The 12,999-nt window shown below is 48.4% G+C and carries 12 protein-coding genes, 1 rRNA gene and 2 riboswitches; of the genes, 12 read left to right on the top strand and 1 reads right to left on the bottom strand.

What is annotated here, in order from left to right; all coding sequences use genetic code 11:
* Positions 1-292 precede the first annotated feature (292 nt).
* Positions 293-409: ribosomal RNA gene (rrf, locus tag I2H74_RS17395) — 5S ribosomal RNA — on the top strand.
* Positions 410-776: 367 nt separating this feature from the next.
* Here rrf and I2H74_RS17390 read toward each other — a convergent pair.
* On the bottom strand, positions 777-1,358 hold the full coding sequence (locus tag I2H74_RS17390) for a hypothetical protein (RefSeq protein ID WP_195575483.1): 582 nt from the start codon (positions 1,356-1,358) through the stop codon (positions 777-779).
* Between the two features lie 584 nt (positions 1,359-1,942).
* Here I2H74_RS17390 and wrbA point away from each other — a divergent pair.
* From wrbA to purL, 11 genes are all read left to right on the top strand, one after another.
* A complete protein-coding gene (gene wrbA / locus I2H74_RS17385; RefSeq protein WP_195575482.1) occupies positions 1,943-2,557 on the top strand; it encodes an NAD(P)H:quinone oxidoreductase in 615 nt (204 codons plus the stop codon).
* Positions 2,558-2,877: 320 nt separating this feature from the next.
* Positions 2,878-3,813: a transglycosylase domain-containing protein gene (locus I2H74_RS17380; protein ID WP_229106776.1), complete on the top strand. Its 936-nt coding sequence runs from the start codon at positions 2,878-2,880 to the stop codon at positions 3,811-3,813.
* A 141-nt stretch (positions 3,814-3,954) separates the two neighbouring features.
* Positions 3,955-4,236 (top strand): DUF1294 domain-containing protein, encoded by a 282-nt coding sequence (locus I2H74_RS17375; RefSeq protein ID WP_195575481.1) that lies wholly within the window; start codon positions 3,955-3,957, stop codon positions 4,234-4,236.
* 66 nt (positions 4,237-4,302) lie between these two features.
* Positions 4,303-4,740 (top strand): universal stress protein, encoded by a 438-nt coding sequence (locus I2H74_RS17370; RefSeq protein ID WP_195575480.1) that lies wholly within the window; start codon positions 4,303-4,305, stop codon positions 4,738-4,740.
* 237 nt (positions 4,741-4,977) lie between these two features.
* A riboswitch (purine riboswitch) is annotated at positions 4,978-5,078 on the top strand.
* A gap of 263 nt (positions 5,079-5,341) precedes the next feature.
* On the top strand, positions 5,342-5,857 hold the full coding sequence (purE, locus tag I2H74_RS17365) for a 5-(carboxyamino)imidazole ribonucleotide mutase (protein WP_229106775.1): 516 nt from the start codon (positions 5,342-5,344) through the stop codon (positions 5,855-5,857).
* Positions 5,854-7,191 carry a 5-(carboxyamino)imidazole ribonucleotide synthase gene (gene purK / locus I2H74_RS17360; protein WP_229106774.1) on the top strand — a complete coding sequence of 446 codons (1,338 nt, stop codon included), beginning with the start codon at positions 5,854-5,856 and terminating at the stop codon, positions 7,189-7,191. Before purE ends, purK begins: the two co-directional genes overlap by 4 nt.
* A complete protein-coding gene (gene purB / locus I2H74_RS17355; protein WP_195575479.1) occupies positions 7,188-8,486 on the top strand; it encodes an adenylosuccinate lyase in 1,299 nt (432 codons plus the stop codon). Before purK ends, purB begins: the two co-directional genes overlap by 4 nt.
* Positions 8,487-8,736: 250 nt before the next feature.
* Positions 8,737-9,612, top strand: coding sequence for a phosphoribosylaminoimidazolesuccinocarboxamide synthase (locus I2H74_RS17350; protein ID WP_420707457.1), 876 nt, complete (start codon positions 8,737-8,739; stop codon positions 9,610-9,612).
* Between the two features lie 190 nt (positions 9,613-9,802).
* Positions 9,803-9,903, top strand: a riboswitch (purine riboswitch).
* 194 nt (positions 9,904-10,097) lie between these two features.
* Entirely contained in the window at positions 10,098-10,343 is a 246-nt protein-coding gene (gene purS, locus I2H74_RS17345) for a phosphoribosylformylglycinamidine synthase subunit PurS (RefSeq protein WP_195575478.1), read from the top strand.
* A 3-nt stretch (positions 10,344-10,346) separates the two neighbouring features.
* Entirely contained in the window at positions 10,347-11,033 is a 687-nt protein-coding gene (gene purQ, locus I2H74_RS17340; protein WP_195575477.1) for a phosphoribosylformylglycinamidine synthase subunit PurQ, read from the top strand.
* Positions 11,017-12,999, top strand: a 1,983-nt coding sequence (purL, locus tag I2H74_RS17335) for a phosphoribosylformylglycinamidine synthase subunit PurL (RefSeq protein WP_229106773.1), incomplete at its 3' end; no start/stop codon positions are given. The genes purQ and purL, both read left to right, overlap by 17 nt.

Below are 12,999 nucleotides of genomic sequence, written 5' to 3'. Positions count from 1 at the left end.
ATGTGTGGAGCTGACCAATACTAATCGGTCGAGGGCTTATCCTAAAAGAAAAGATGACTTTACTTCCTTCACGATCAGTTTTCAGGGTGCAAGACCTGACTGGATGACAAGTGCATCTAGAAGGGAAGCACATAGCACTTGGCGGTGCTAGCCTGAATGAAGATTTTGAGCTGTACGTCCTTTAAAGGAATGATCTTTTGCTGAAGCATAAGCCAAAGTAGTAGATGCGGCGCAGTTTAAAGTCTGATATTTTCTGAAGAGATTTCGAGATGCATAGCATCGAAAAATCACGTTTGGTGACGATGGCGAAAGGGTTCCACGCGTACCCATCCCGAACACGACTGTTAAGCCTTTCAGCGCCGATGGTACTTGGACCGCAGGGTCCTGGGAGAGTAGGACGTTGCCAAGCAAGAATAGCCCACTGACACAAGTCAGTGGGCTATTCTTTATGCAGCCTTTGCAGAAGACCGTGTGAAACATCTGGATTGCATCTAAAGACGATGATCCTGACTATGATTCTAATTTTTTCAGCGAAGATATTTCTACATTTGTGCCACGCAGCTTGTTTGGGATTACAGAATTTACACTCTTCTTTTAAGTTCTTCACTCATTATATTATTGAAATAAGGGATCCTCCAAAAATGGCATTATTCTTAATTACAAATTAGGCTTGAATAAGCGAACTTCTTTGATTCGCGGGCTAGGTTTAACCTGTTACAAAATAGCGAGGAGCAACTAAAAGGTACTAGTTGCTCCTCGCTATTTTTTACATCAGATTAATCATCGAGCTCGACTTCGAGAATAATTCCATCAGCGTCCTGAGACCATTCGATCTCAAGTCCAACTTGATAGCCTTTGCCCGTGTCGTCTTCAAGCTTCGCCCCTGCAGGTATCGTGATTTGCTTCTCAAGACCTCGTTTTAGCTGTACGGTAAGTGTTTGACCATTGACTGCTGTAATGAGTCCTTCGTATTCACGTTTGTCTACTTGGACATTTCCTTCTAGATTGGTGATGACGACATGCTCGCTGCCATCCTTCATTAATTCAACCTTCTTATGATAACCCTTTCCTATAGAGCCATCGAATACGACTCGCTCAACCTCGTTGGAATTTTGCTCAGAAGCACCATTATTTCCTTGAGGCGTTGATGGCACTTTCTTAGAGGCATCTGTGCCTTCTGTTTGTTTGGTTTCATTTCCTTGATCGGCAACCTGTTCTGTTTGTGACGTATCCGGATTATTCGATGCTTCAGCTCCAGAGGAAGCTGTTCCTGAATCGTTAGCATCTGAATTGCAACCACTGATTAATACAGCGGAAAGAAATAGAGACAAAGCTCCGTATTTCCATGCTTGTGTCAAAATAAAGAATCCTCCTTAATTGTACCTGTACAATAGTATGTACCCGATTCAGGGGGGGGATTAATCAGTAAGTCGTCTGTTTTTGAAAAGTAAGAGAAGGAGAATGCTGGACAGCGGAATAAAAACTCGAAAACCAATATCTTGACATCAAGATAAATTGGCGTTACAATGACTTCAGGTAAAAGCTACAAGGTACAAGGATTATATCACTTTTATTTGTTGATTGAAGTCTGTTTCACGAGGGAACGCAATTGGGTAAGAATGATATGTGATTCCATTACTTCAAAGCTATAATATCTCTAATTAAAGAAAATGCTAGTATGATTATTGCTTTGCATAGTAATTAGGAGGCGATAGGTAATGAACATACATGTATAGTGGATATCGCAGCTGCAAAAGGCGCATCCTATAGTCCGTATTCTATCGGACAGGATGATTAGCAACAGTTGTTAACTGCGATTCCTTGAATGAACAAGCAGCAGAAAAAGCAGTGACAGGTGAACACGTTAACTGAGTTATCTTATCATTTTTCATACCACACATTTCAACTATAACTTAGGTAAAATCAAAGGAGAGATTTTAAAATGGCAAACGTTAAATTGGCAATTATCTACTACAGCTCCACAGGAACAAACTATCAATTGGCTCAATGGGCGAAAGAAGGAGCAGAAGCAGCTGGTGCTGAAGTCAAGCTCCTTAAAGTCCAAGAGCTTGCGCCACAAGCAGCAATCGAGAGCAACCCAGCATGGAAAGCACATGTCGATGCTACACAAGATGTGCCTGTTGTACAGCTTAGCGATTTGGAATGGGCAGACGCCATTATCTTCAGCGTACCATCCCGTTTCGGCGTAATGCCTTCTCAAATGAAGCAGTTCTTGGATACAACTGGCGGCCTTTGGTTCCAAGGCAAATTGATGAATAAGGTCGTAAGCGCAATGTCCAGTGCAAGCAATCCACACGGCGGCCAAGAAGCAACGATCTTGAGTTTGTACACGATGATGCATCACTGGGGTGCTATTATCGCAGCTCCTGGATACACTGATCCTGTTACCTTTGCTTCTGGCGGCAACCCTTACGGCACTAGTGTTACAATTGGCCAAGACGGTAAACTGGTTGAAGATGTACAAGGCGGCGTTAAGCACCAAGCCAAACGCACAGTGGAAGTTGCTGGCTGGGTGAAAAAAGGGTTGGAAGGCTAATCGCAGCTAAGTTGATTATATTTTCAAACAACCTTCTTTAAACATAACAATACTCAATAGGAAGCTTGGACCGCACAGGTGGTTCAAGCTTCTTTTTTATAAGCACAAGAATGCTGCAATGTCTGAACATTATGGAAAATGAGTGGAGCCGTGTTTAGGGACCGCATTTGGCTTTACTTACGTATATATAGGGTAAATTAAAAGTAAGCATTGCTGGTTCATCATTACCGAAGGTTGCAACAATGTAAGGTAATTGTTCGTTAAATCGATAGGTCCATTTCATCCCTTCAGGTAAAGTGGAAGTAAGGAAAGGAGGTAGAATGATGGATACATCTTCTCGCCACATCAAGCATCCGGCGGTATCGGCCGCGGTATTAGTGCCGCTTCGTACGAATGCGACCAAAGCCTATCGTTCAGTAAAAGAAAACAAAGATCAACAGGAACAGGAGCAGCATCAATCCGGCTCACACTCGTTTCGAAAAATATCCTGGAAGCAAGCAATCATCTGCCTCTTGTGCATTTTTATCCTGATACCGATTATGGGATACGCAGGACTTACAGCTGCGGGCAGTATATGGATCGATCAATCAAAGCTGAATGCCTTATATACAAGTGTGCAACACAGTGGGGTAACTCCGGATGGCTTTCCAGTCATTCGTGTTGAAGAAATGCCTCCTTATGTCAGTGACAGCTTACTTGCTGTAGAAGACCATCGATTTTATTTGCATCCCGGATTTGACCCCGTTGGACTGGCCCGTTCCGTATGGGTGGACCTTAGAGAGGGGCATAAGGCTCAAGGAGGAAGCACCTTGACGATGCAGCTTGCCCGCAATTTATTTTTAACTCAGGAGAAGCTGTTCACAAGAAAGCTAAAGGAGATTGCGATTGCAGCGAATATGGAGTGGCATTACAGCAAGCAGGATATTTTGAATATGTATTTGAACCGTGTGTATTTTGGCCATGGCAAGTACGGGGTTGAGGCAGCGGCCCAATTTTATTTTCATAAAACAACGGCACAGCATGGCTCGCTTCCGACAGTCAATCTTGCTGAATCAGCAATGCTGATGGGACTGTTAAAAGCTCCTGAGCGATATTCACCAATCAAGTACCCAGAGAAAGCAAAGAAACGCCAGCAAGTTGTGCTGTATCGTATGCATCAGCTTGGCTGGATCTCGAAGCAGGAATTGGATCAAGCGCTTAACACACCTATCGTAGTAAGCGCAGATAGGGTTCAGGAAGGACAGTCTGCTGCATAGGTAGCAAATAAACAGCCAGCGAAAAAAATGAACGTTCTAAGAAAATTCATGTGATGCAGTATCTCCTTAGGTTCAAGGTGACAGAACACGTTCAACATCGTATAGACAGCATGTATAATAAAATCTAAAGGAGGGGTGTGAGTGCATACACTGACTCTAGTGGTTTTTATTTATGCATGTGTGCTGAATATCATCGGGTACATCCTCATGTCGGTGGATAAGGACCTAGCCGTAAAGCGCAAGCGGCGCATACCGGAGAAGCGTCTGTTTGGAACGGCCTGGCTCGGAGGGGCGCTCGGTGTTCTTATTGGCATGTATCATAAGCATCATAAAACCCAGCATACGACGTTTACGGCAGGGATCCCATTTATCCTTGTTGTAAATATTGTCATATTCGGTTTCATCATTGTTCGATTCGGGTAATACTCCTTACACGATTTAAAGGATTAAACACATGAAATGAAGCTGATGGAAAGTGGGGATGATGTTATGGAATTCAAACGTGTATTAGTGGCATATGATGGTTCGGAGCCTTCGAAGAGTGCTTTGCAGCACGCTATAGACTTGGCTGAAAAAGATAAGGAAGTGCATGTGAATGTGGTGCATATCTTCCAGCTGCCACAGTATTTTATCGGCGACGTGTTTGCGACAGCATCTCCGCAAGTCAATGAGGAGATTTACGAATATGCGGAACAGCTATCGGCGCAGGCAAAAGAAACGGTCAGCTTCCTCGGTGACCGTGCAACCGTGGATTTGATTCAAGGCCCTGCAGGCCAAGCCATTCTAAATTATGCAGAAAAGCATCATAACGACCTGATTATCATCGGCAGCCGTGGATTGAGCGGCCTGAAGGAATTTGTTCTAGGCAGTGTCAGCCATCATGTGGTGCAAAATTCTAGAATCCCTGTGCTCGTCATGAAATCATAATTTCATCTTACTAAAGCCAGTCTGGTATTCCTCTGATTGAAGGATGCTGGGCTGGCTTTTTATCTGTTCCGGTAGATCAATCGATGGGTATTGAAGAGAAGGAGATCAGGCTGTCGTGATCTGTATAGTGAAAAAAAGTCTAATATACGAACATTCTAAACTTTATAATAAACATCGTTCGTGTATTTGGTTGACAGGTGAATCGGAGGCTTGATAAACTGAGTATGAACCAAAAGATAATCGAATGTTATTCATTTTCGTATAATTCTGTGAATATGGACGGAAGTTTCTACCCGAAGACCGTAAATCTTTGGACTACGAAAGTGGTGCTTAAGGGATAAGGATGAGAGCTATGGATCAGGCTCTCGATCCTTTTTGGCGTCATTTTCACAAGTTGCGGGCCAAGGGAGTCGTTCTCTTTGGCTTTTTTATTTGAGAAGCGAAGCAGAATGAGAACGAAATCGCGCTGAAAGTAGAGGGGTCCAATCAGCAGACCAGGCAAGTCAAATGACAAGAGAGTGCTTGGCTATGCGTCATTATAAATACCACTAACCACTAAAATGAGGCTTGGATTAGAAATCATGGAGGGTGAAGAGTACCAATGGTGAACGAATCACAAGCAAGTCAAGGATTGCCGGTTGTTGGCGTCATTATGGGGAGCACATCGGATTGGGAAACAATGAAGAAGGCATGCGATATATTGGAGGAGCTTGAGGTACCTTTTGAAGCGAAGGTCGTTTCTGCGCATCGCACACCTGATGAAATGTTCCGCTATGCGGAGAGCGCAATCGATCGCGGCATACGCGTTATTATTGCGGGTGCTGGAGGTGCGGCGCATCTGCCGGGAATGGTTGCGGCGAAGACGGTTCTTCCTGTCATCGGGGTTCCGGTAAAGTCCTCCACCTTGAACGGACTCGATTCTTTATTGTCCATCGTGCAAATGCCAGCAGGTGTGCCTGTAGCGACAGTAGCCATTGGGCAAGCGGGTGCATCCAACGCAGGCTTGCTCGCTGCGCAAATGCTCGGCATGACAGACGAAGCCTTAAGAGCGCGGCTTGCTGAGCGTCGCGAACGGACAAGGCAACAGGTTGCGGATACAGGAGAGCTGTTATCATGACAACGAAGACGAAGCAGAGTATGGTTTCCACAATGGTTGAAGAGGGTACTCACACATCATCTTTGGATAAAAGGCATTCTGCTGCACAACATGATACCAAGCAAGCAGAGCAACAATATCGTGCATCCGAGCTAAATATCACGACAGAGAAGACGGCTTCCGTCCAGCATCAAGGGCCTGCTCCTTTGCTGCCAGGAAGCACGATCGGCATTCTTGGAGGAGGACAGCTTGGACGCATGCTTGCACTGGATGGCCTGCGGATGGGCTATCGCATGGTCACGCTTGATCCTGCTGTCGATGCGCCTTGCAGCGAAGCAGCCAAGCTTATTCAGGCGGATTATAGCGATCTGGCTGCAGCAGCGAAGCTTGGCGAGCTTGCAGACGTAATTACGTATGAATTCGAAAATGTCGCGCTGGAGACGGTTGAGAAGCTGGAGCGGGAAGCTTATCTCCCGCAGGGCAGCCATTTGCTTAAGCTGACACAGCATCGGCTGAGAGAGAAGGAAGCTTTGACGCAAGCGGGTGTCCCCGTCGCGCCATATGCCGCTATTGATTCGGTTGAACGATTGGAAGAAGCGTTGGCTCAGTTTGGTGGCCGCGGCGTGTTGAAGACGGCCACTGGCGGCTACGATGGCAAGGGTCAGCGCATGATCAAGCAGGTCGAGGAAGCGAAGGCAGCCTATGAGGATCTCGCCTGGGCGGGGACGGAGCTCGTATTGGAGGCGTTCATTCCGTTTGTGATGGAAATGTCCGTGATTGCAGCGCGTAATGCCAGCGGTGAGATTGCGACCTTTCCGGCCGCGGAGAATGAGCACGTCAATCATATTCTCCATCTCTCGATCGTCCCTGCTCGAGTGCCTGCTGAAGTACAAGAGGAGGCAGAACGGCTTGCACGCCGCATCGCCGATTCGCTTCAGGTTGTTGGCCTGATCGCAGTTGAGATGTTCGTCACCGAGGATCATCAGATCATCGTGAACGAGCTTGCGCCAAGACCGCACAATTCGGGGCACTATACGATGGATGCTTGTGCTACATCCCAGTTCGAGCAGCATCTGCGTGCAATCTGCAACCTTCCGCTTGGCGATACGACCCTTCGCACACCTGTTGTCATGGCGAATCTGCTCGGTAAACACCATGAAGGCATGTTACAATGGATGGAGAAGAAGGACGAGTCGGCAGAGCAGTTAAGCGTGATACCGAAGCTGCACTGGTACGGAAAGTCCAAGGCATTGCCCGAGCGCAAGATGGGACATATCAATCTATTAGCTGATGATGTGGAAGCTGCGCTTCAATGGGTAGAGACTAATCATATTTGGAGGAATACACAATCATGATCGAGCGTTATTCGCGCCCGGAGATGCGGGCTATTTGGACGGAAGAAAACAAATTCAAGGCATGGCTTGAGGTTGAGCTATGCGCTTGCGAGGCATGGGCTGAGCTTGGAACGATCCCGAAGGAAGACGTTGCTTTGCTTCGTCAGCATGCAAGCTTTGATATTGACCGCATTCTGGAGATTGAAGCGGAAACCCGTCATGACGTCATTGCCTTCACACGTGCGGTGTCCGAGACAGTGGGACCTGAGCGTAAATGGGTGCATTACGGCCTAACGTCCACGGACGTTGTCGATACGGCGCTCGGCTACTTGCTGAAGCAGGCGAACGAGATTCTAGAGAAGGACATTTTGAACTTTATTGAGATTCTAAAAAATAAAGCTCTTGAATATAAAGATACCCCTATGATGGGGCGTACACATGGTGTTCATGCAGAGCCGACGACATTTGGTCTGAAAATGGCCTTGTGGTATGCCGAGATGAACCGCAACCTGGAGCGCTTCCGCCACGCGGCAAGAGGCGTTGAGTTCGGCAAGATCTCAGGTGCTGTAGGAACCTATGCGAATATCGATCCATTTGTTGAAAAATTCGTGTGCGAGAAGCTTGGCACTTCACCAGCTCCAATCTCGACGCAAACACTGCAGCGTGATCGCCACGCAGAATATATGGCCACTCTCGCCTTGATCGCGACTTCCCTTGATAAGTTTGCGACCGAAGTCCGTGCGCTTCAAAAGAGTGAATTCCGTGAAGTGGAGGAGGCATTTGCAAAGGGTCAAAAGGGTTCCTCCGCGATGCCGCATAAGCGTAATCCAATCGGAAGCGAGAACATTTCCGGTCTTGCACGCGTCATCCGCGGTCACATGCTTAGCGCATACGAGAACGTGACGCTGTGGCATGAGCGCGATATCTCGCACAGCTCTGTGGAGCGGGTTATTCTACCAGACGCGACGATGCTTCTTAACTACATGCTAAACCGCTTTATGAACATCGTGAAGAACCTGACGGTCTTCCCTGAGAACATGAAACGCAACATGGAGCGTACGTATGGCGTACCATTCTCCGGCCGCGTTATGACGAAGCTGATCGATAAAGGCTGGGCTCGCGAGCAGGCTTACGACACGGTTCAACCGCGTGCAATGCAGGCTTGGGAAGAGCAGCGCAGCTTCAAGAGCATTGTTCAAGAGACGGAGGCGATTACGAGTGTTCTGTCTCCAGAGGAGATTGAGGATGCGTTCAATCCATCCTGGCACCTGAAGAACGTGGATACGATCTTCCGCCAAGTCGGTCTTATCGACTAAGAAGCCAATAAACGGTCCAAGCAGAAGCAGAGTTGCTGCTGGCTCGGGCCGTTTTTTTACAGCGATAGATTCTTTTGTCCTTGATGTGGCAGCGAGGCAATCAGTGGTTAATGTTTTCTTTATAACGTGACAGAAGACGCTGCCTTTAAAACAAAGTTTGAAACACCGTCTAGTAGCTTGGGAGAACATGGGGAGGTTGTTTAGCGTGACAACAACAAATGAACAGGCTGTCGGCAAAGGGCAAGCCGAGGTGCAAGCGATCGCAAGTGCAGAAGCATTCGTAAAGGTGCCACTTACGTACAAAGGCAAGGTTCGTGAGCTCTATGATCTTGGCGAACAGTACTTGATCGTGGTGACGGATCGTATATCCGCCTTCGATTACGTGTTGGATCCAGCAGTACCCGAGAAAGGGAATGTGCTGAACCAGCTCAGCAAGTTCTGGTTCGAAAAGACACGCTCCATTCTGCCGAATCACATGATTCATTGTGATGTCGACAAGCTTGGAGAGGTGCTTGCAGAGGCTGAGCCCCTTAAAAAGCGCACGATGCTCACAAAGAAGGCACAGCGCATTGATATTGAATGCGTCGTTCGCGGCTACATTACAGGCGGCGGCTGGCGCCAGTATGAGAAGACACAAGCGGTAAACGGCATTGCTTTGCCTGCTGGCCTTCGCAAGAATGAGCGTCTTCCTGAGCCGATCTTTACACCGGCAGCGAAGAACGATGTTGGCCATGATGAAGACATCCCTTTTGCTACGATGCAGGAGATGATTGGTGAAGAGCTTGCGCTCAAGCTTCGTGAGAAGAGCCTTGAGCTGTATGAATTCGCACGCCTCTACTGCGAAGAACGAGGGATTATTCTGGCGGACTGCAAGTTCGAGTTCGGCTTGATTGATGGCGAGCTTATTCTCATTGACGAGATCTTTACACCTGACTGCTCTCGCTTCTGGGCGAAGGAGAATTATGCCCTGGACGTGGAGATTGACAGCATGGACAAGGAGCCTGTTCGCACGTATCTTGCCCAATCGGACTGGGACAAGAACAGCAAGCCGGACCCACTCCCCAATCATGTCGTTGAAGAGACAACGAAACGCTATGTAGATATTTTGAATCGATTAACCCATTAAGGTGTGAACAGCCGCTTCTGTTGAAGGAAGCGGCTGTTGCTGTTTTCCATGTGGTGGAAAATATGAAGGGGGATCGGAATAGGTCTATTTTCACAAAAACGAACTATATATTTTTTGAAAAGATATAATGTTCGTGTTTAGCGGTTGACATAGGGATTTGAAGGCTGTTACACTAAAGCTAAGTTCATATATGACGTATAATGATAGCTCTCGTATAATTCGGGGAATATGGCCCGAAGTCTCTACCCGAAGACCGTAAATCTTTGGACTACGGGAGAAAGCGATAAGCAGCGGCATGCCTGAGGGATGACAGGATTTAGGAATGAACATCAGCGCGCATGCGTCGTTTCTTGCCTTTCTTTTGAAGTACAAGATTAGGGGTCCGAGATAGATAGAGCTTCCAAATGAGCTGTCTAACGGGCCTTTTTGCGTTGATTATGTTAGACCAAACAACTCATCTCAATCACTGGGGAGGAACTAAACAGATGTTCAAAGCAAAGGTTTATGTCACAACAAAGGCAAATGTACTTGATCCACAGGGCGCGGCCGTTCAACGTGCGCTTCATACGATGGGATATGGGGCAGTCGAGGACGTGCGCATTGGCAAGTATTTGGAGTTAACGCTTGAAACATCCGACCGTGAGCAGGCAGAGGCGGATCTTAAAAAGATGTGCGAGCAAATTCTCTCCAATCCTGTTGTTGAAGACTATCGTTACGAATTGGAGGACTAAGTCATGAAGGTAGCGGTACTTGTATTTCCAGGCTCGAACTGTGACTTTGATTGCGTCCATGCCGTAGAAGAAACGATGACCGATGCAACGGTAGAACGTGTGTGGCATACGAATCCAGAACTGACAGGCTATGATCTTATCATCGTCCCTGGAGGCTTCTCCTATGGTGATTATCTTCGCAGCGGCGCGATTGCGCGCTTTGCTCCGGTTATGAATGCCGTAGCGAAGGCTGCTGAAGAGGGTGTATACGTCCTTGGGATTTGCAATGGGTTCCAAATTCTTACGGAAGCAGGCCTGCTTCCAGGCGTGCTTCGCCGCAATACAGGCATGAAATTCCGCTGTCATGGCTCGATGCTTCGCGTCGTTAGACCAGATACAGCGTTCACTTCCGAATATAAGCAAGATGAGCGAATCAATATTCCGATCGCACACGGTGAAGGCAACTATTACTGTGATGAAGAGACGCTTGAGAAGCTGCAAGCGAACGGACAAATCGTATTTACGTATGAAGACAATCCGAACGGTTCCTTGAACGACATTGCAGGGATCGTCAATGAAAAAGGCAATGTGCTTGGCATGATGCCGCATCCAGAGCGAGCCGTTAGCGACTTGCTTGGCTCATCCGACGGCGTGCGTATGTTTACATCGATAATGAAGGCTTGGAGGGAACGTCATGCAAACGTTAACTAAGATTACGCTTGATTCTCTTGAACAGGGCAAGATCAACATGTCGAAGGAGCCGACTCCTGAACAGATCGCAAGCGAGCGTATCTATGCGACGATGGGCGTGTCGGATTCCGAGTATGATCTCATCTGCGGAATCTTGGGCCGCAAGCCGAACTATACCGAGATCGGCGTATTCAGCGTGATGTGGTCCGAGCACTGTGCGTATAAGAATTCCAAGCCTCTCTTGAAGCGATTCCCTACGACAGGCGAGCGCGTGTTGATGGGTCCAGGTGAAGGCGCAGGGATCGTCGATATTGGCGACGGCCAAGCGGTGTGCTTCAAGATTGAGAGCCATAACCATCCATCAGCGGTTGAGCCTTACCAAGGAGCCGCAACAGGCGTGGGCGGCATTATCCGTGACATCTTCTCGATGGGTGCCCGTCCAATTGCAACGCTGAACTCGCTTCGCTTCGGCAATCTGACCGATGAGCGCGTGCGTTATTTGTTCGAGCATGTAGTATCCGGCATTGCCGGCTACGGCAACTGTATCGGGATTCCAACCGTGGGCGGCGAAGTGATGTTCGATTCCAGCTATGAGGGCAATCCGCTCGTAAATGCAATGTGTGTAGGCCTGATCGACCATGAGGACATTCAGCGCGGTGTTGCAAGCGGTGTAGGCAACCCGGTTTATTATGTAGGGCCAGCTACAGGCCGTGACGGCATTCACGGCGCCACTTTCGCTTCTGAAGAATTGACAGAGGAGTCCGAAGCGAAGCGCTCCGCGGTTCAGGTTGGCGATCCGTTCATGGAGAAGCTGGTGATGGAAGCTTGCCTAGAGTTAATTGAATCCGGCATCGTGATTGGTATTCAAGATATGGGTGCTGCAGGCTTGACTTGTTCCAGCGCAGAGATGGCAAGCAAGGCGGGCAACGGCTTGGAGCTTATTCTTGATGAGGTACCGCAGCGCGAACAGGGCATGACGCCGTATGAGATGATGCTGTCCGAATCGCAAGAGCGCATGCTGTTCGTTATCGAAGAGCATAACGAACCGATCGCAATGGAGATCTTCGAGCGTTGGGGCGTGATTTGCCGCAAGGTGGGGCGTGTAACCGATGATGGACGCCTTCGCCTCGTATACGGCGGAGAAGTTGTTGCTGACATGCCGGTTCGCGGGCTCGTGGATGAGTGCCCGGTATATGAGAAGCCGTCTCAAGTACCGGCTTACTATACAACGAACGAAGCGGTGGATACGAACCGCTACGAGGAAGTTGCAGATGTGAATGACTCGCTGCTAAAAGTACTGGCTTCCCCAACGGTAGCAAGCAAAGAGTGGGTGTACCGCCAATATGACAGCATGGTTCGCGCCAGCACATCGGTAGCGCCTGGCTCTGACGCAGCAGTTGTTCTCGTACGCGGCACGCGCAAGGCGATTGCGATGACGACAGACTGCAACGGCCGCTTCACTTACTTAGACCCTTACATGGGTGGGCGCATCGCGGTTGCTGAAGCTGCACGCAACGTCGTGTGCTCTGGTGCAGAGCCGCTTGCGATTACAGATAACCTGAACTTCGGTAATCCAGAGAAGCCGGAGAACTTCTGGCAAATGGAGCAATCCGTTGATGGCATGGCGGAGGCTTGCCGCCACTTTAATACTCCGGTTATTGGGGGAAATGTCAGCTTATATAATGAGAATGCCAAGGATGCGATCTATCCGACACCGGTTGTCGGCATGGTTGGCTTGGTTCACGATACAGACCACATCACAACACAAGGCTTTAAACAAGCGGGCGACGTTGTGATCCTGCTTGGCGATACCAAGGCAGAGCTTGGGGGCAGTGAGTTCCAACTGGTGATTCATGGAGTCACAGAAGGGCGTCCACCCGTGCTTGAGCTTGATACCGAGCTTCGCTTGCAGAAGACGGTCCTGAAGCTCATCCAGAATGGACTCGTGAAGTCCGCACATGACGTATCAGAGGGCGGCCTTGCAGTG

The sequence above is a fragment of the Paenibacillus sp. 1001270B_150601_E10 genome (genome assembly GCF_015558675.1).
Taxonomy (GTDB): domain Bacteria; phylum Bacillota; class Bacilli; order Paenibacillales; family Paenibacillaceae; genus Paenibacillus_B.
The sequence above is the reverse complement of the archived record's forward strand: the minus strand, read 5'-3'. Positions and strand labels throughout refer to the sequence as shown.